The organism is Mycobacterium novum (assembly GCF_010726505.1).
GTDB classification, from domain to species: domain Bacteria; phylum Actinomycetota; class Actinomycetes; order Mycobacteriales; family Mycobacteriaceae; genus Mycobacterium; species Mycobacterium algericum.
Genome location: NZ_AP022562.1, coordinates 219,040 through 235,961, shown reverse-complemented (window position 1 = coordinate 235,961; position 16,922 = coordinate 219,040). Strand labels below are relative to the sequence as shown.

The following is a 16,922-nucleotide window of genomic DNA, read 5'->3' as shown; positions in this document are numbered from 1 at the left end:
GGTATCAGTACCGCCCGAAGGCGAGCGCGACGTTGTGCCCACCGAAACCGAATGAGTTGTTGACGGCGTACTTGTAGTCGCCGTAGCGGGGCTCGCCGGCGACGATGTCGAGGTCGATCTCCGGGTCCGGGGTCTCGTAGTTCAGCGTCGGGGGGATGACCCCGTCACGCAACGAGAGCACCGTCAGCACCGATTCCAGCGCGCCGACCGCTCCGATGGAGTGGCCGAGTGCCGACTTGGGTGCGTACACCGCGGCGTGCTGGCAGCCCGCTTCCCGGATCGCGTTTGCCTCGGCGGTGTCCCCGATCGGGGTCGCCGTTCCGTGCGCGTTGATGTGGTCGACGTCCTTGGCGGACAGGCCCGCCAACTCCAGCGACCGCGTCATCGCCCGGCCGGCCCGCTTGCCGTCGGGTCCCGGCGCCACCATGTGGTAGGCGTCGGAAGTGATGCCGGCGCCCATCAGCCGGGCCAGCGGCTTGGCGCCGCGCGCCTTGGCGTGCTCCTCGGTCTCGATGATCATCATCGCGCCGGCCTCGCCGAACACGAAGCCGTCCCGGTCCTTGTCGAACGGCCGGGAGGCGCCCTCGGGGTCGTCGTTGCGGGTCGACATCGCGCGCATCATCGAGAACGTCGCGATCGGCAGCGCCTCGATGCCGCCTTCGACCCCGCCGCAGACGGCGAAGTCCGCGTCGCCCATGACGATCTGGCGCCAGGCGTGCGCGATCGCCTCCGAGCCCGACGAACAGGCCGACACCGGGGTGATGACCCCGGCGCGGGCGCCGAGCTGCAGCCCGACCACTGCGGCGGCGCCGTTGGGCATGATCATCTGAACGGCCAGCGGCGACACCTTGCGGGGGCCGCCCTCATTCATCAGGTCATAGGTCTCGACGATCTTCTCGCCGCCGCCCAGGCCGGTGCCGATCACCACGGTGAACCGGTCCGGGTCCACCTCCGGGGTGCCGGCGTTCTCCCAGAGTCGGCCGCTGAGCAGCTTGGCCATCCGCTGGACGTACGACATGCGCCGCAGGTCCAACCGGCCCATGTGGTCGTCGACCGGGTCTTTGAGATGCCCGCCGATCCTGACCGGCAGGTCCCACTTGGTGACGAACTCGTCTTCGAGGACGTGGATTCCGCTTTCACCGGCCAACAGGCCTTTCCACGTGCTCTCGATGTCCGCACCGATCGATGTGGTGGCCTCAACGGCGGTTACCACCACACTGGGGTAACCGCCGTTGGCCGTAGAAGGCTTGGAAGACACGGTCAGTTGCTCTCTGAACCGAACTTCTCGCGCAGTGCGGCGGCGGCCTCGGGGTTCTCGGCCTCCAGCTTCTGGATGTAGCCGACCACGTCGCCGACGGTGCGCAGACCGGCGAGGTCTTCGTCGGGGATCTTCACGCCGTACTTGTCCTCGGTCTGGACGGCGATCTCCACCATCGACAGCGAGTCGATGTCCAGGTCGTCGACGAACGACTTCTCGACGGTCACCTCAGACGGCTCGATACCGGTCACCTCTTCGATGATCTCGGCGAGACCGGCGATGATTTCTTCCTGACTGGCAGGCACAGTGTGTTCCCTTCGGTTGGTTCCGCACGGGGTGTGCGGGTTGATTACTGCGTGTATCTGGTTGTGCAGTTTGGAATCGGGCGTTAGAACTCGGGGAGCCCGTCCAGATCCGCGGGGGACTTGACGGCGTGCGTCGGGGTCCCCCGAAGTTCACGTTTGGCGATCCCGGCGAGCGTTCCCGCGGGCGGGAACTCCACGATCGCCGTGACTGCCCGGGCGCGGAGCGTCGCGGTGCACAGGTCCCAGCGCACCGGCCGGGTCAGCTGCGCGACCAGCTGGTCCATCGCCGCGGCCGCCGTGGTCACCGGTTGCCCGTCGCGGTTGGACAACAGGGTGGCGGTGGGCTCGTTCGTGGTGACCTGAGCCGCCGCCGCGGAGTAGGCCTCCAGCGCCGGGGCCATGTACTGCGTGTGGAAGGCCCCCGCGGTAGCCAGCTTACGCACCCGGGCCTTGGCGGGCGGGTCCTCGGCGAGCTTGTCCAGTGCGGTCAGCGGGCCGGCGGCCACGATCTGCCCGGCGGCGTTGCGGTTGGCCGGCGCCAGGTCGAGCTGCTCGAGACGGGTCAGCACTTCGGTTTCGTCGCCACCCAGCACGGCCGCCATGCCGGTCGGCTCGAGCGCGCAGGCCTTGGCCATCTCGCGGCCGCGGGTGGCGGCCAGCATGACGGCGTCGTCGGGGGAGATCACGCCGGCGATGGCGTACGCGGCGATCTCGCCGACGGAGTGACCGGCCACCACGACGTCACCGCTGGTCAGCGAGCCGTCGTTGCGCTTGGCCAGTTCGCTGTGGGCCAGCAGGGTCGCCGCCACCACCAGTGGTTGGGTGACCGCCGTGTCGGTGATCTCCTCGGCGGTCGCGGTGGTGCCCAGCGCGACCAGGTCCAGGCCGCTGATCTCTGACCAAGCGGCCAACTGGGCCCGGACGTCGCCGGAATCGGCCAGCTCCAGCCACGGCGACAGCATGCCGGGGGTCTGCGATCCCTGTCCGGGAGCGAGCAACGCAATCACGTCTTTAAGAGAACATTGTGAAGCGGGTTTTGCAGGATGTCCTAGATTATGAACATTGTCTTATGTTTTTGTGGAGGTCCTACAAAACAGTCATCTGACGCGACATGTTCGATACCGTCCTGCGACAACTACCGTCGACGGCGCCGCCTCGGCTCCGCCGGACCGCGCCGGTCTCACCCGACGTGATGCTCGTCGAGTCCGGGGCCGGGCGTCGGGGGCATGGCCGCGGTGGCATAGGTCACCTGTGCGCTGCTGAAGCTGGCGTGCTGCGCCTGATTGGCCAGCCGGCCCACCGTGGCTGCGACCCGCAGCACGTAGGCGTCGCGCGGCTGGGTGGGATCGCGTCCGGTGAAGTCGGCGATCCGCTTGAGTCGGTAGCGGACGGTATTTGGATGAACGAACAACTTTCGGGAGCAGGCCTCGATCGCCCCGCCGCAGTCCAGATAGGCGTCCAGCGTCTCGGTCAGTGACGGTCCGGCCTCGGCCAGCGGCCGCATCACGTCGGTGTGCAGGGCCGCGATCGCCGACGCGTCCCCGATCAGGGCGCGCTCGGGCAGCAGCTCGCGGGCCAGCACCGGCCGCGGCGCCCCGGTCCAGCCGATCACGGCGTTCATGCCCGAGATCGCCTCGCTGGCGCTGTGGTAGGCCGCGGTCAGGCTCGGGGCGGTCGGGCCGATCACCACCGGCCCGTCGGAGAACGCGGCGAGCAGATCCGCGAGGAATTTCTGGGTCGGCGACAGCGGGCCGGACACGATCGCCACCAGCCACGTGCCGTGCACGTCGGTCAGGGCGGCGCGGCCGTGGCGCTCGGCGACGTCGCGGACATCCTGGCTGGCCTTTTGGCCGGAGAACGCGTCCGGGCCGGGCGGCGCGGTGCCCACCACGACCGTGGCCGGGGCGTTGGTGTCCCAGTTCAGCGCCGCTGCGCGGCTCAGCAACTCCGGCCCGGTGTCACCGCGCACCACGGCGTCGACCACGCTGGCTTCCATCCGAGAATCCCAGGTGCCGCGGGCCTCGGCGGCGTCGGCGTAGGCGGAGGCGGCGGTGAAGGCCAGGTCGCGGCTGTACTTGAGGATGCCCACCGTCAGCGCGGTCACCTGCTCCTCGGAGCGGGCCAGCATCGGCACGACCTCTTCGAAGAACTCCATGGTCACCCGCACCATGTCCACGGTGTGGCGCAGCGCGATGTGCCGGGTCAGGTCCTGGGGCACCAACTCGAACGCCTGCGCCGTGTGGCCGACATTGCCGTGCGGGTCGTGCATCCACTCGGCGAAGTTGACCACCGCGGCCTGCACCACCAGGGCGACGCTGGCGCGCTGGGACGCCTCCAGTTCGGCGAAGAACGGCAACCGGTCGCCCATCGCCGAGACCGCCTCGGTGGCCAGTCGGCCCGAGTAGTGCTTCAGCCTGCGCAGCAGGGTGTCCGGGACAGCGCTCAGCAGATCAAGCGTGGACCTCGGCAGAACCGGCCCCGCACTGTTGTCGGCCATCCCTAAAAGCTACGCCAATTTTCTGGCGGGACCGGACAACTAAGCCACGCCCGAGTCCGACGTCTGCTCCGGGGCGGCCATCACATCGTCGATCTGGTACCGGTCGGCGGCGGTCGCCGGGATCGACGCGTCGATGGCACCGTCGCGGGCCAAGGCGGCCAGTACCGCCACGGCCACCGACTCCGCGTCGGTGTTGAAGTAGCGCCGCGCGGCGGTCCGGGTGTCGGAGAAGCCGAAGCCGTCGGTGCCCAGCGTGACGAAGGTGCCCGGCACCCAGGGCCGGATCTGCTCGGGTACCGCGCGCATCCAGTCCGACACCGCGACGACCGGGCCGGCGGCGTCGGCGAGCGCCCGCGTCACGTACGGCTCGCCGGCCGGGCGCTCGGGGTGACGCAGGCGCTCGCGCTCGAGTGCCACGCCGTCGCGGTTGAGCTCACCCCAGCTGGTCACCGACCACACGTCGGCGGCCACATCCCAGTCGGCGGCCAGCAGCTCGGCGGCGCGCAGCGCCTCGGGCATCGACACCCCGGAGGCGAGGATCTGGGCGGCATGGGACTTCGGCTCCGCGGCCTTCTGGTAGCGGTAGATCCCGCGCAGCAGGCCGGCGACGTCTTCAGCGTCGAAGCCGTCGGGCTCGGCGGGCTGAATATAGGGCTCGTTGTAGAGGGTGACGTAGAAATACACGTTCTCCGGGTTCTCCCCGAACATGCGTTGCAGGCCGCTTTCGATGATGTGGGCGACCTCGAAGGCGAACGCGGGATCGTAGGAGACCACCGCCGGGTTGGTGGCCGCCAGCAGCAGCGAGTGCCCGTCGGCGTGCTGCAGGCCCTCACCGGTCAGCGTGGTGCGTCCGGCGGTGGCGCCGAGGATGAAACCGCGCGCCATCTGATCGGCGGCGGCCCAGAGGCTGTCGCCGGTGCGCTGGAAGCCGAACATCGAGTAGAAGATGTAGATCGGGATCATCGGCTCGTCGTGGGTGGCGTACGACGTGCCGACCGCGGTGAACGACGCCGTCGAGCCGGCCTCGTTGATGCCCTCGTGCAGGATCTGGCCGACTTCGCTTTCCTTGTAGGCCAGCATCAACTCGGCGTCGACCGAGGTGTAGAGCTGCCCGTTGCGGTTGTAGATCTTCAACGACGGGAACCAGGAGTCCATCCCGAAGGTGCGGGCCTCGTCGGGGATGATCGGGACCAGTCGGGTGCCTATTTCCTTGTCGCGCAACAACTCTTTGAACACCCGCACGGTCGCCATGGTGGTGGCGACCTCTTGGGTCCCCGACCCTTTCTTGACCGCCGCGTACGCCTCGGGGCCCGGCAGGGTCAGCGCGCGGGCCCGGGTGCGGCGCTGCGGGACGAAACCGCCCAGGGCGCGGCGGCGGTCGAGCAGGTAGCGGATCTCCGGTGCGTCCTCGCCGGGGTGGTAGTACGGCGGCAGGTACGGGTTCTCCTCGATCTCGGCGTCGGAGATGGGGATTCGCATCTCGTCGCGGAAGTCCTTGAGGTCTTGCGGGCGGAACTTCTTCATCTGGTGGGTGGCGTTGCGGCCGGCGAAGTAGCTGCCGAGGCTGTAGCCCTTGATGGTCTTGGCCAGGATCACCGTCGGCTGACCCTGGTGCTCGACGGCCGCGCGGTAGGCGGCGTAGACCTTGCGGTAGTCATGCCCGCCGCGCTTGAGGTGCCAGATGTCCTGATCGGACAGGTTCTCGACCAGCGCCTTGGTGCGTGGGTCGCGGCCGAAGAAGTGCTGCCGCACATAGCCGCCGTCGTTGGCCTTGTAGGTCTGGTAGTCGCCGTCGGGGGTGACGTTCATCAGGTTGACCAGGGCGCCGTCCCGGTCGGCGTGCAGCAGTGCGTCCCACTCGCGGCCCCACACCACCTTGATCACGTTCCAGCCCGCGCCGCGGAAGAACGACTCCAGCTCCTGGATGATCTTGCCGTTGCCGCGCACCGGGCCGTCGAGGCGCTGCAGGTTGCAGTTGATCACGAAGGTCAGGTTGTCCAGGCCCTCCAGCGCGCCGACGTGCAGCAGCCCGCGGCTTTCCGGCTCGTCCATCTCGCCGTCGCCCAGAAAGCACCACACGTGCTGGTCGGAGGTGTCCTTGATGCCCCGGTCGTGCAGGTAGTGGTTGAACCGCGCCTGGTAGATGGCGTTCATCGGGCCCAGCCCCATCGACACCGTGGGGAACTCCCAGAAGTCCGGCATCAGCCGCGGGTGCGGGTAGGACGGCAGGCCGCCGTCGGGATGGCTGTGCTCCTGCCGGAAGCCGTCGAGCTGATGGGTGCTCAGCCGGCCCTCCAGGAACGCGCGCGCGTAGATGCCGGGGGAGGCGTGGCCCTGGATGAAGATCTGGTCCCCGCCGCCGGGGTGGGCCTTGCCGCGGAAGAAGTGGTTGAACCCGACTTCGTAGAGCGAGGCCGACGATGCGTAGGTCGAGATGTGACCACCGACGCCGACCCCGGGCCGCTGGGCGCGATGCACCATGACCGCGGCATTCCAGCGGATCCACGCCCGGTAACGGCGTTCGATGTCCTCGTCGCCGGGAAACCACGGCTCCAGTTCGGTCGGGATGGTGTTGACGTAGTCGGTCGAGGTGAGTGCCGGGATCGCCACGCGCTGCTCGCCGGCGCGTTCGAGCAGCCGCAGCATCAGGTAGCGGGCGCGTGCCGGACCGGAGCGGGCCACCAGGCCGTCGAAGGACTCCAGCCACTCGGAGGTCTCTTCGGGGTCGATGTCGGGCAGGTAGGACGCCACCCCCTCGCGGATCACTCGGACCCGATCGGCTTCGGTTGTGCCGCTTGGTGTTTTGCCCAGATCCTGGTGCACGGCCTCGGTAGTCAACGCATTACTCCTTGGTTTGGAGGTGAAGATGTGCCTGTCGGCTTGTGGCCGGCACGACACGGGAACCGATCGCTTCGTCGGTCCTGTCTTTTCTATCCTGCCCCACCGCAGCCGGGTCCGGCGGTGGGTGAGTCGGCTGCGGGTGGGCTGATCTCGGCCTGCTCGCGACTACGCGGTAACGTCTGAGGTTGTGCTGACCGGATGGCGGACCGTCCCGCGGGGGCGGGCGCGGCGACACGCCCGGGTGGGTGCCCTGGTGGCCGGTGGAACCGCGGCTCTGGCGATGGGCGTCGTCGGCTGCACCAGCATCATCGGCGGGAACCCGCAGGCGGACACCTCGGCGGCACCGGCGTACCGCTCCTCGGTGTCGGCGTCGGTGTCGGCGTCGGAGGCGACGTCGAGCATCCGCGAGACTCAGCGTCAGCAATCCATGACGACCCAGGCGGTGCGCGGCGCGTGCGGCAGGTTCGCCTCGAGCAGCAGCGACGCCGTCGACACCGTGAACAAGTACGTCGAGGCGTTCAACAACGGTGGGGACATCCCCGGTACCGCCGGGCCGGCGGTCGAGGCGCTCAACCACAGCGCCGACGAAGTGGCCGGCGCCATCAACGAGAAGTTGTCGGCCGAACTCACCGACGCGTTCAACACCTACGTCGAAGCTGCGCGTGGCGTGGCGAATGCGATTTCCAGTAAGGCGCCTGTTTCGGTGTACAACGCCCGCAAGGATGAGCTCAACCGGGCACGGGAGAAGGGGATGCAGCTGTGTCGCGCCTTCTGAGCCCGTCGATCCCGTGCTATGCGGCCTGCTGTGCAACGATGATGCTCTACAAACGGCGCGGTGACGGTCTAGGGAGGTTACACGGTGGTCGCGGCGGATAACGCCCCGAACTTCGCCCGCAAATTGGGCATCGGAAGCAACCAGTTGGTCCAGGAGTTCGGCTGGGACGAAGACGCCGACGACGATATCCGTGCCGACGTCGAAGAGGCCTGCGGTAGTGAGTTGCTCGACGAGGACACCGATGAGGTGGTCGACGTCGTACTGCTGTGGTGGCGCGAGGGCGACGGTGATCTGGTGGACACCTTGATGGACGCGATCACCGCGCTGGCCGATGACGGCGTGATCTGGGTGCTGACGCCCAAGACCGGGAAGTCCGGCCATGTACGGCCCGCCGAGATCGCCGAGTCGGCGCCGACCGCCGGCCTCATGCCGACCTCGTCGGTCAACCTCGGCGACTGGAGTGCCAGCCGGTTGGTTCAGCCCAAATCCAGGATGGGAAAGCGTTGATGTTGGAAGTCGGAACCGAAGCCCCCGATTTCACGCTCAAAGACCAGGACCAGCAGCAGGTCACCCTCAGTGACTTCCGCGGTGATAAGAACGTGCTGCTGGTGTTCTTCCCGCTGGCTTTCACCGGTATCTGCCAGGGCGAGCTGGACCGGTTGCGTGATCACCTGCCCACCTACGTCAACGACGACAGTGTGGCGCTGGCCATCTCGGTGGGCCCGCCGCCCACCCACAAGATCTGGGCGACCCAGAGCGGGTTCCTGTTCCCGGTGCTGTCGGACTTCTGGCCGCACGGCGCGGTCAGCCAGTCGTTCGGGGTGTTCAACTCCGACACCGGGTTCTCCAACCGCGGCACGTTCGTCGTCGACAAGTCCGGCGTCATCCGGTTCGCCGAGATGAAGGCTCCCGGCGAAGCGCGCGACCAGCAATTGTGGATCGACGCACTGGCCGCCCTCCAGGGGTAACCCCCGGCGCGAGCGGGCGCGTTTGCACACCGACACGCCGGTGTGGCCGGAATTCTGCGCACACTCGCCGAGGGCCGTGGCGGTTTGGGTGTCTTGCAGCGGTGCGGGTAACCTGCCCGGGTTGGGGCGCGTAGCTCAGTGGTAGAGCTCTGGTTTTACACACCAGCGGTCGGCGGTTCGATACCGTCCGCGCCCACCAGTGTTAATGCAGTTCAGCACACGGCTTCGGCCAGCCGGCGCCAGTGGTCCCGCGGGAAGGCGCGCGGGTCGGCGTCGAGCAGCTGCACGCAGACATGGTCGGCGCCGGCGGCCCGGTGCTCGGCGATCCGGCCGGTCACGGCCTCGACGGTCCCCCAGGCGATGATCGCGTCGAACAGCCGGTCGCTGACCGAGGCGATGTCGTCCTCGGTGAAGCCCGAACGCAGCAGGTTGTTGGCGTAATTGGGCAGCGCGAGGTACGAACCCAGCCACTTGGTGCCGATCTCGCGCGCCTCGGCCCGGTCAGCGCACAGGATCGCGGTCTGCTCGGGCAGCAGCAACGGGCCGGACCCCAGCTGTTCGCGGGCGAACCGGGTGTGGTCGGGGGTAGTCAGATAGGGGTGCGCGCCGCGACTGCGGGTGGCGGCCAGCCCGAGCATCTTCGGACCCAGCGCGGCGAGCACCCGGGAACCCACCGGAACGGGGGTGTCGGCGGCGTCGAGGCCGTCCAGGAAGGTGGTCATCGCCCGCAGCGGCCGGCGGTAGCGGCCGGGATCCCCGGCGTCGATCAGCGGCGCATGGCTGACACCGATCCCGAGGAGGAAGCGGTCACCGTGGGTTGCCGTCAGCGATGCGTACGACGCCGCGACGTCGGCCGGGGTGTGCATCCACAGGTTTAGGATGCCGGTGGCGATGACGGCCCGCCGGGTGGCCGACAGCAGGTTGCCCACCGCGTCGAACACCGGACCGCCGACGTCGGGTATCCACAGTGCGGTGAAGCCCAGTTCCTCCAGTTCGGCGGCCGCCTCGGCGGCCTCACCCTGATCGCCGTAACGCAGCGGCGCACTCCAGATCCCCACACCCGAGATGTCGACCATCAGGCCAGGATGGCACAGCGCCGGCGAGGCTAGACCACGCGCATACCGGTACGGGCCCGAAAACGCATGTCCCACAGGTACACGTGGTAACCCAGCAGCCAGGCCCGCTGTGGGATCAACCGGTCGGCGAGCCGCAGCGCGGACAGCAGCCACTCGAACCGGCGCTGCTGCGAGGCCGACCAGTCCAGCTTCATCAGCTGGCGGAACTCGGCGGGCAGGAATCCGGTCGTGGCGAACAGGTTGAGCGGGCCGGCCAGCCGCAGCGGCCAGGGCAAGAACACCATCGACGCCACTCCGTAAAGATGCTCGCGCACCGGCGGATCGATGCGCTGCTCGTCCAGCGAGCGCTTCCAATACTCGTCGAACGCCGCCCGGTCGGCCGGCCACATCTCGTCGCTCACCTGCAGGGTCGTGCCGAGCTTCTTGGCGTCGGCGTAGATCGCGTCGGCAGCCGCGGCATCGAGCGGGCCGTGCAGGAACTCGTGCTGATCGACGAAGTAGCGGTAGAGGCAGGCCGCTACCCACAATTGCAGCCTGGGGTCGAACGCGTGGTAGCGCACCGGGCTTTCGGGCGTGGAACGTACCTGCCGGTGCACCCCGTCCACCCACTCGCGATAGAGCTCACGGTCTTCGTCGGTGCCGATGGTGGCTACCGCCAGGTAGGTGCCGGTGGTCCGCGCCCGCTTGAACGGGTGCTTGTACACGTTGCCGCTGTCCACCCGGCTTTCCTGCACTCCGTAGCCGACCCCGGGCAGCGACAACTGCATGATCACGTTGGCGGCCGGAAGCAACATCGCCGCGGGATTCAGCAGGTCGACGACCCGGGTGGGCCGCTTCATCGGGGCTGCTCCATGGCTGGAGTATGCCCGAATGCGGGGTCCGGTATGCCGCACTCGGGCCGATGGCGTGCCGGCAGTGGTCAGCGGCGCCGGCCGTACCGGTCGGCGAGCTTCTGTTCGACGGTCATCGGTGGTGCGGGCTCATCCGAATCGGCGTCGGCGGCGGCCGAACTCTCCGACCGCCGCGCGCGCAGTTCGGCAAACGCGAAGTAGCCCAGGCCGATCGGGGCGAGGATCCCGAACGCGATCCACTGGATGCCGTAGGACAAGAACGGGCCGGCATCGCGGCGGGGCAGCGCGATCACACCCAACCCGCCCGGTTGGTCGTCGACCAGTTGCAAATAGGACCCGGTCAGCGGAACCTCGGTCACCGCCGCGACCTGTTCGGTGTTGATCGAGTACACCTGGCGGAAGCCGTTCTCGCGGAACGAATTTTTACCGGGAATCACCGCCTGTGAATCCCGCAGCCGTGCCGTGATGCTGACTTGCCCGTCCGGCGGCGGCGTAATCTCCGGCATCCGCGAGCCGCCGTCGTCGGTGCGCACATAGCCGCGGTTGACCAGCACCGTCGGCCCGCCGGCGACCGCAAACGGTGTCAGCACCTCGAAGGCCGGCGCGCCGTCGATCAGCCGCAACCGCACCAGCACCTGCGCGTCGGGAAGATAGCGGCCGGTGGCGGTCACCGGCTGCCACTGCTCATCGGGCGCCGACGAATCCTGGTGCGGTAGCACCGTCGTCAGCGGCACCGGTTCCGCGGTCAGCGCCCGCTCCAGTTGGCTGTTGGCGCGTGTGGTGGTGGTGTTCTTGCCCAGCTGCCACGGCGCCAGCACGGTGAAGCACAGGTAGGCGAAGGCCAGCACCACCACCGCCAGGGCCAGCCAGCTCGGGCGCAGCAGGAAGGCCAGCCGCCGCATCAGCTGCCCTCGCGGGACGCCAGCCGTCCGTCGACCCAGTCGTGCAGGCCCGGCAACGCGGCCGCGATGACGGTGTAGGCCGCCACGAAGTCGTCATGTCCGCCGTAATACGGGTCGTCGACGTCGGGCACGGCCGCACCCGAACGCGGATCGAACGACCGCAGCATCCGGATCCGGTCGGCCGGGATCCCCAGTCCCTGTAGCAGCCCCACGTGGTTGCGTCCCAACGCCACCACCAGATCGGCCGCCATGTGGAGCGGACCGACCTGGGCGGCGGAATGCTCCACCGGGTAGCCGTTGTCGCGCAGCACCCGGTTGGTGCGTTCGTCGGCGCACTTGCCGACATGCCAGTCGGCGGTTCCGGCGCTGCTCACCTGCACCAGCTCGCCCAGGCCGCGTTGCGTGAGCTGGTGGGCGAACATCTTCTCGGCCATCGGAGACCGGCAGATGTTGCCGGTGCAGACGAACGTGACATGCAGCGCCGGGTCAGACACCGAGCACCTCCCGCAGTTCGGCGACGGTCTGCACCCGAGCGACGGGACCGCCGGGGAAATCAGGGCCGGAGTCGGCGGTGTCCTGGTAGTCGGCTTGGCCGTAGCCCCAGCCGACCAGCACGGTGTCGATACCGTGGGCGGCCGCGCCGTCGACGTCGTGACGCCGGTCGCCCACCATCAGCACCCGGGCCGGCAACGGCGCCAGCTGCGCCAGCGCATGGGCCAGCACCTCGGACTTCGCCGCCCGGCTGCCGTCGACGCTGGCGCCGGCAACGACCTCGAAGTGCCCGTCGAGCCCGAAGTGGGCCAAAATCCTGCGCGCGGTCGGCTCGACCTTGGAAGTGGCCACGGCTAACCGCACCCCGGCGGCTCGCAGGTCCCCCAGCAGCGCGGCGACACCGTCGAACATGGTGTTCATCAGCCAGCCGCGGCTGGTGTAGTCGGCGCGGTAGGCGGCGATCGCCGCGTCGGTCTGCTCGCCGAGGCCCATCGCGGCCAGCGTGTGGTGCATCGGCGGCCCGACGAGCCGCTGGGCGAGATCCCCGCCGGGAACCGGCGCCCCGATGTGGTCCAGCGCGTGGCGGAAGCTGGCCACGATCCCGGCTGCGGAGTCGGTCAAAGTGCCGTCCAGGTCGAAGATCACCAGTTCGGCGCTGACAGTGGTAGTGCGCGTCACGGCCCCATTGTCCCCGACGTGGGCGGCGGCCTCGCCGAGTGGCGCACTACTGTCTTGGAGTGTGACTGCGCGGCTGGCTGATGTCATCGACGTGCTCGACGCCGCCTACCCCCCGGAACTGGCCCAGTCGTGGGATTCCGTCGGGCTGGTCTGCGGTGACCCGGACGACGTGGTGGGCTCGGTGACGATCGCGGTCGATGCGACGGCTGCGGTGGTCGACGAGGTGCCCGACGGCGGTCTGCTGCTGGCCCATCACCCGTTGCTGCTGCGCGGGGTGGACACCGTGGCGGCGAGCACGCCCAAGGGCTCGCTGGTACACCGGCTGATCCGTTCCGGGCGAGCCCTGTTCACCGCGCACACCAATGCCGACTCGGCCTCACCGGGGGTGTCGGATGCGCTGGCGGACGCACTGGGCCTGACCGTGGAGGCCGTGCTGGAACCGGCCACGCAGGCCCCCGACACCGACAAGTGGGTGATCTACACCCCGATCGAGCACGCCGAGGCGGTGCGGGCCGCGGTGTTCGCCGCCGGAGCCGGGCACATCGGCGACTACACCCAGTGCAGTTGGGGGGTGACCGGGACCGGACAGTTCCTGCCCGGCGACGGCGCGGACCCGACGATCGGGCGGGTGGGCGCGGTGGAGCGCGTCGCCGAGGATCGCATCGAGGTGGTGGCTCCGGCCCGCGCCCGCGGCCGGGTCCGGGCGGCGCTGCTGGCCGCGCATCCCTACGAGGAACCGGCGTTCGACGTGTTCGCGCTGCAGCCGCTGCCCGCCGGGGTCGGGATCGGCCGGATCGGCAGCCTGGCGGTCCCGGAGCCGCTGAGCACGTTCGTCGCCCGGGTCGCCGCGGGGCTGCCGGCCACCGCGTGGGGGGTGCGCGCGGCCGGGGACCCGGATCTGCCGGTGTCGCGGGTGGCGGTCTGCGGCGGCGCCGGCGATTCCTTGCTGGACGCTGCGGCCGCGGCTGACGCACAGGCCTACGTCACCGCGGATCTGCGCCACCACCCGGCCGACGAGCACGCCCGCCGGTCGACGGTGGCGCTGGTCGACGTGGCGCACTGGGCCAGTGAATACCCGTGGTGCGCGCAGGCGGCCGACGTGCTCCGGTCGCACTTCGGTGCTGCCCTGCCGGTGCGCGTCAGCGCGTTGCGCACCGACCCCTGGAATCTCGCGTTCGAAGGAGACCGGCGATGAAGGCTGAAGTGGCACAGCAACGTTCGCTTCTGGAGTTGTCGGAACTCGACGCCGAACTGGCCCGGATCGCGCACCGGTCCGGTCATCTTCCCGAGCAGCAGGAGCGCGACCGCATCCTGGCCGAGCACACCACCGCCGCCGACCGGCTGGCCGCCCTGGAATTGGCACTGGAGGACTTGGACGGCCAAGCCGCCCGATTCGAGTCCGAGATCGACGCGGTACGCCAGCGGGCAGACCGCGACCGCGCGCTGCTGGACTCCGGGCAGACCAGCGCCAAGCAGGTCGCCGATCTGCAGCACGAGCTCGAGACACTGCAGCGGCGCCAGGCCAGCCTGGAGGATTCGCTACTGGAGCTGCTGGAACAGCGCGAGCAACTGCAGGCGCAGGCGACCGCCGAATCCGGTGTGGTCGACGAGCTGGCCACCGAGCTGGCCCGGGTGGAGGAGACCCTGCAGACCGCGTCGGCCGAGCTCGAGACCACTCGTGCCCAGCGCGCGGCGACCCGTGCGGAGCTGGCCGGCACGATCGACGGCGAGCTGCTCGCGCTCTACGAGCGGCAGCGGGCCTCCGGTGGCGTCGGGGCGGGACCGCTGCGGGGCGGCCAGTGCGGGGCCTGCCGGATCGAGATTGACCGCGGGGAGCTGGCCCGGATCTCGGCGGCCCCGCCCGAGGAGGTGCTGCGGTGCCCGGAGTGCAGCGCGGTCTTGCTGCGCGTCAAGGACTTCGGGTAGAGCGCCGCCGATGAAGGTCGTGGGATGAAGGTTGTAGTCGAGGCCGACGGCGGATCGCGCGGCAACCCGGGGCCCGCTGGCTACGGATCGGTGGTGTGGTCGGCGGATCGCGCCGAGGTGCTCGCCGAGACCAAGGGGTCGATCGGCGTGGCCACCAACAACGTGGCCGAATACCGCGGCCTGGTCGCCGGTCTGACCGAGGCGGCACGACTAGGCGCCGCCGAGGTGGCGGTGTTCATGGACTCCAAGTTGGTGGTCGAACAAATGGCCGGCCGATGGAAGGTCAAGCATCCGGATCTGATCCCGCTACACACCCGCGCCCGTGAGCTGGCGGCCAAGTTTGACCACGTCCGCTACAACTGGATTCCGCGGGAGAAGAACTCTCACGCCGACCGGCTGGCGAATGAGGCGATGGACGCCGCCGCGAAAGGCAGCCCCCCGGCCATCGGGGAGCCGATGGCCGAGAATCCCGGGAAACCGGGGCCGGATAGGCCCACGGCGCCCGGCTGGACGGGCGCCACGGGGACCCCCACCCGGCTGTTGCTGCTGCGGCACGGACAGACCGAACTGTCGGTGCAACGGCGCTACTCCGGGTGCGGTAATCCGGAACTGACCGACACGGGCCGGCGCCAGGCCGATGCGGCGGCGCGCTTCCTGGCGCAGCGCGGCGGCATTTCGACGGTGATCAGTTCGCCACTGCAGCGCTGCCATGACACGGCCACCGCCGCGGCGAAGCTGCTGCGCCTGGACGTGGCCGTCGATGAGGACCTGATCGAGACCGACTTCGGCGCCTGGGAGGGCCTGACGTTCGCCGAGGCGGCCGCACGCGACCCGGAATTGCACCGGCGGTGGCTGACCGACACCGCTACCGAGCCGCCAGGCGGGGAGAGTTTCGACGCGGTGCAACGGCGGGTACGGCGCGCACGCGACCGGATCATCGCCGAGCACGCCGGCACCACCGTGTTGGTGGTGTCGCATGTGACGCCGATCAAGACGATGCTGCGCCTGGCGCTGGACGCCGGTCCGGCCATTCTCTACCGGCTGCACCTGGACCTGGCCTCGCTGAGCATCGCCGAGTTCTTCGCTGACGGGCCCGCGTCGGTGCGACTGGTGAATCAGACCGCCTACCTCTAACGGGGCGCGCTCAGTCGCGCAGGTGCACCCGCTCACCGTGGGCGCCGAAGATCATGATCGCCTCCGCCGGCCCGTCGACCGCGCTGAACCAGTGCGGGATCCAGGTGGAGAATTCCACGGCCTCGCCCGGCCCGATCAGGAAGTCGTCGTCGCCGAGCACCAAGCGCAGTCGGCCCGACAGCACGTACATCCACTCGTGCCCCTCGTGAACCGGCAACTCGGCCGGACGCCGACGCCGGACGTTGACCCGGATCTTGAAGGCATGCAGGCCACCGGCCGGGCCGTGCCGGGTCAGCGGCCAGTAGGTGATGCCGTGGCGGGTCTGCGCGGCGCCCCGCACCCGCGGGTCGCGGTGTTCGGGGGCGCGCAGCAACTCGTCGGTGCTGACCGACAGCGCCTCGGCCAGCCGGGGCAGGTGATCCAGTGCCAGGCGCCGTTTGCCGGACTCCAGCCGGCTCAGCGTCGAGACGTCGATGCGGGCGCGCGTTGCCACGTCCTCGAGTGTCAGCCCCTGCTGGGTGCGTAGTTCCCGCAGCCGACGGCGCACCCGCAGGTCGACGCTGTTCTCATCAGTTGCCGCCACGGCAAACCAGTTTGCCGACGGATGCCAGTCAGCGCAATCGGGCCCGGGTCAGATGTACATCGCGGGGTCGATGTAGGCCGTCGGGTCGACACCGGGCTCACGCTGGGTCTCGGCCCGGGGGCGCACCACCGCCGGGATTCCGGTCGCGATCGAGTTCGCCGGTACGTCACGGGTGATGACGGCATTGGCGCCCACCGCTGAGTCGTCCCCGATGCGTATCGGCCCGAGCACTTTTGCCCCGGCACCGATGGTGACCCGGTCGCCCACGGTGGGATGGCGCTTGCCCCGCTTCATCGAGCGGCCGCCCAGCGTCACGCCGTGGTAGAGCATCACGTCGTCGCCGATCTCGGTGGTCTCGCCGATCACCACGCCCATCCCGTGGTCGATGAAGAACCGCCGGCCGATGGTCGCACCCGGATGGATCTCGACCCCGGTCAGCAACCGGGTGAACTGGGCCAGCAGCCGTGCGGTGCCCCGCAATGCGGGCCGGGCCCAAAGCCGGTGTGCCACACGGTGTGACCAGATGGCGTGCAGACCTGAATACACCAAGGCGTTCTCCACGTTCCCACGCGCTGCCGGATCGTGGGCCCGGGCGTTCTTCAGGTCTTCGCGTACCGCCGATATCAGGCTCATGAG

The 16,922-nt window shown here is 69.3% G+C and carries 18 protein-coding genes and 1 tRNA gene; 7 read left to right on the top strand and 12 right to left on the bottom strand.

The window, feature by feature from the left end:
• Positions 1 to 4: 4 nt before the first annotated feature.
• The 5 genes from kasA to aceE all read right to left on the bottom strand — a co-directional run bounded on the left by kasA (position 5) and on the right by aceE (position 6,898).
• Positions 5 to 1,258, bottom strand: coding sequence for a 3-oxoacyl-ACP synthase KasA (kasA, locus tag G6N19_RS01160; RefSeq protein WP_041317676.1), 1,254 nt, complete (start codon positions 1,256 to 1,258; stop codon positions 5 to 7).
• Between the two features lie 2 nt (positions 1,259 to 1,260).
• Positions 1,261 to 1,563, bottom strand: coding sequence for a meromycolate extension acyl carrier protein AcpM (gene acpM / locus G6N19_RS01155; protein ID WP_013828587.1), 303 nt, complete (start codon positions 1,561 to 1,563; stop codon positions 1,261 to 1,263).
• An 83-nt stretch (positions 1,564 to 1,646) separates the two neighbouring features.
• A complete protein-coding gene (locus G6N19_RS01150; RefSeq protein ID WP_081465507.1) occupies positions 1,647 to 2,570 on the bottom strand; it encodes an ACP S-malonyltransferase in 924 nt (307 codons plus the stop codon).
• A gap of 173 nt (positions 2,571 to 2,743) precedes the next feature.
• Positions 2,744 to 4,060 carry a PucR family transcriptional regulator gene (locus G6N19_RS01145; RefSeq protein ID WP_013828589.1) on the bottom strand — a complete coding sequence of 439 codons (1,317 nt, stop codon included), beginning with the start codon at positions 4,058 to 4,060 and terminating at the stop codon, positions 2,744 to 2,746.
• A gap of 39 nt (positions 4,061 to 4,099) precedes the next feature.
• Positions 4,100 to 6,898: a pyruvate dehydrogenase (acetyl-transferring), homodimeric type gene (gene aceE / locus G6N19_RS01140; protein ID WP_193465615.1), complete on the bottom strand. Its 2,799-nt coding sequence runs from the start codon at positions 6,896 to 6,898 to the stop codon at positions 4,100 to 4,102.
• Positions 6,899 to 7,088: 190 nt separating this feature from the next.
• Between aceE and G6N19_RS01135 the strand changes: the two genes are divergently transcribed.
• From G6N19_RS01135 to G6N19_RS01120, 4 genes are all read left to right on the top strand, one after another.
• Positions 7,089 to 7,676, top strand: coding sequence for a hypothetical protein (locus tag G6N19_RS01135; RefSeq protein WP_041317684.1), 588 nt, complete (start codon positions 7,089 to 7,091; stop codon positions 7,674 to 7,676).
• Between the two features lie 84 nt (positions 7,677 to 7,760).
• Positions 7,761 to 8,183, top strand: a complete 423-nt coding sequence (locus G6N19_RS01130; RefSeq protein ID WP_013828593.1) for a DUF3052 domain-containing protein — start codon at positions 7,761 to 7,763, stop codon at positions 8,181 to 8,183.
• Positions 8,183 to 8,644, top strand: coding sequence for a peroxiredoxin (locus tag G6N19_RS01125; protein ID WP_013828594.1), 462 nt, complete (start codon positions 8,183 to 8,185; stop codon positions 8,642 to 8,644). Before G6N19_RS01130 ends, G6N19_RS01125 begins: the two co-directional genes overlap by 1 nt.
• 124 nt (positions 8,645 to 8,768) lie before the next feature.
• Positions 8,769 to 8,843 (top strand) — tRNA-Val (locus G6N19_RS01120).
• A 13-nt stretch (positions 8,844 to 8,856) separates the two neighbouring features.
• On the opposite strand, the gene G6N19_RS01115 is transcribed toward G6N19_RS01120, so the two are convergent.
• The 5 genes from G6N19_RS01115 to G6N19_RS01095 all read right to left on the bottom strand — a co-directional run bounded on the left by G6N19_RS01115 (position 8,857) and on the right by G6N19_RS01095 (position 12,643).
• A complete protein-coding gene (locus tag G6N19_RS01115; protein ID WP_193465614.1) occupies positions 8,857 to 9,720 on the bottom strand; it encodes an LLM class F420-dependent oxidoreductase in 864 nt (287 codons plus the stop codon).
• A gap of 29 nt (positions 9,721 to 9,749) precedes the next feature.
• Positions 9,750 to 10,559, bottom strand: a complete 810-nt coding sequence (locus tag G6N19_RS01110; RefSeq protein ID WP_193465613.1) for an oxygenase MpaB family protein — start codon at positions 10,557 to 10,559, stop codon at positions 9,750 to 9,752.
• 80 nt (positions 10,560 to 10,639) lie between these two features.
• Positions 10,640 to 11,473, bottom strand: coding sequence for an SURF1 family cytochrome oxidase biogenesis protein (locus G6N19_RS01105; protein WP_193465612.1), 834 nt, complete (start codon positions 11,471 to 11,473; stop codon positions 10,640 to 10,642).
• Complete coding sequence (locus G6N19_RS01100; RefSeq protein ID WP_013828598.1) at positions 11,473 to 11,967, bottom strand: low molecular weight protein-tyrosine-phosphatase; 495 nt, start codon at positions 11,965 to 11,967, stop codon at positions 11,473 to 11,475. The genes G6N19_RS01105 and G6N19_RS01100 overlap by 1 nt, the downstream gene beginning before the upstream one ends.
• Positions 11,960 to 12,643, bottom strand: coding sequence for an HAD hydrolase-like protein (locus G6N19_RS01095; protein ID WP_013828599.1), 684 nt, complete (start codon positions 12,641 to 12,643; stop codon positions 11,960 to 11,962). Before G6N19_RS01095 ends, G6N19_RS01100 begins: the two co-directional genes overlap by 8 nt.
• Positions 12,644 to 12,704: 61 nt before the next feature.
• Here G6N19_RS01095 and G6N19_RS01090 point away from each other — a divergent pair, with 61 nt between their 5' ends.
• Genes G6N19_RS01090 through G6N19_RS01080 form a run of 3 tightly spaced genes read left to right on the top strand, consistent with a single transcriptional unit; the run spans position 12,705 to position 15,703 of the window.
• Positions 12,705 to 13,838, top strand: a complete 1,134-nt coding sequence (locus G6N19_RS01090; RefSeq protein WP_193465611.1) for a Nif3-like dinuclear metal center hexameric protein — start codon at positions 12,705 to 12,707, stop codon at positions 13,836 to 13,838.
• Positions 13,835 to 14,569 (top strand): zinc ribbon domain-containing protein, encoded by a 735-nt coding sequence (locus G6N19_RS01085; RefSeq protein ID WP_193465610.1) that lies wholly within the window; start codon positions 13,835 to 13,837, stop codon positions 14,567 to 14,569. Before G6N19_RS01090 ends, G6N19_RS01085 begins: the two co-directional genes overlap by 4 nt.
• A 24-nt stretch (positions 14,570 to 14,593) precedes the next feature.
• Positions 14,594 to 15,703, top strand: coding sequence for a bifunctional RNase H/acid phosphatase (locus G6N19_RS01080; protein ID WP_013828602.1), 1,110 nt, complete (start codon positions 14,594 to 14,596; stop codon positions 15,701 to 15,703).
• Positions 15,704 to 15,713: 10 nt separating this feature from the next.
• On the opposite strand, the gene G6N19_RS01075 is transcribed toward G6N19_RS01080, so the two are convergent.
• Together G6N19_RS01075 and epsC are read right to left on the bottom strand one after the other, a co-directional pair.
• Entirely contained in the window at positions 15,714 to 16,286 is a 573-nt protein-coding gene (locus G6N19_RS01075) for a helix-turn-helix domain-containing protein (protein WP_013828603.1), read from the bottom strand.
• A gap of 48 nt (positions 16,287 to 16,334) precedes the next feature.
• Positions 16,335 to 16,919, bottom strand: a complete 585-nt coding sequence (gene epsC, locus G6N19_RS01070; protein ID WP_013828604.1) for a serine O-acetyltransferase EpsC — start codon at positions 16,917 to 16,919, stop codon at positions 16,335 to 16,337.
• Positions 16,920 to 16,922 lie beyond the last annotated feature (3 nt).

Bases quoted from the DNA above. Each gene is read 5' to 3' on its own strand.
- G6N19_RS01145 (WP_013828589.1), bottom strand. From the start codon at position 4,060: ATGGCCGACAACAGTGCGGGGCCGGTTCTGCCGAGGTCCACGCTTGAT.
- G6N19_RS01125 (WP_013828594.1), top strand. From the start codon at position 8,183: ATGTTGGAAGTCGGAACCGAAGCCCCCGATTTCACGCTCAAAGACCAG.
- G6N19_RS01115 (WP_193465614.1), bottom strand. From the start codon at position 9,720: ATGGTCGACATCTCGGGTGTGGGGATCTGGAGTGCGCCGCTGCGTTAC.
- G6N19_RS01110 (WP_193465613.1), bottom strand. From the start codon at position 10,559: ATGAAGCGGCCCACCCGGGTCGTCGACCTGCTGAATCCCGCGGCGATG.
- G6N19_RS01105 (WP_193465612.1), bottom strand. From the start codon at position 11,473: ATGCGGCGGCTGGCCTTCCTGCTGCGCCCGAGCTGGCTGGCCCTGGCG.
- G6N19_RS01085 (WP_193465610.1), top strand. From the start codon at position 13,835: ATGAAGGCTGAAGTGGCACAGCAACGTTCGCTTCTGGAGTTGTCGGAA.
- G6N19_RS01080 (WP_013828602.1), top strand. From the start codon at position 14,594: ATGAAGGTTGTAGTCGAGGCCGACGGCGGATCGCGCGGCAACCCGGGG.
- epsC (WP_013828604.1), bottom strand. From the start codon at position 16,919: ATGAGCCTGATATCGGCGGTACGCGAAGACCTGAAGAACGCCCGGGCC.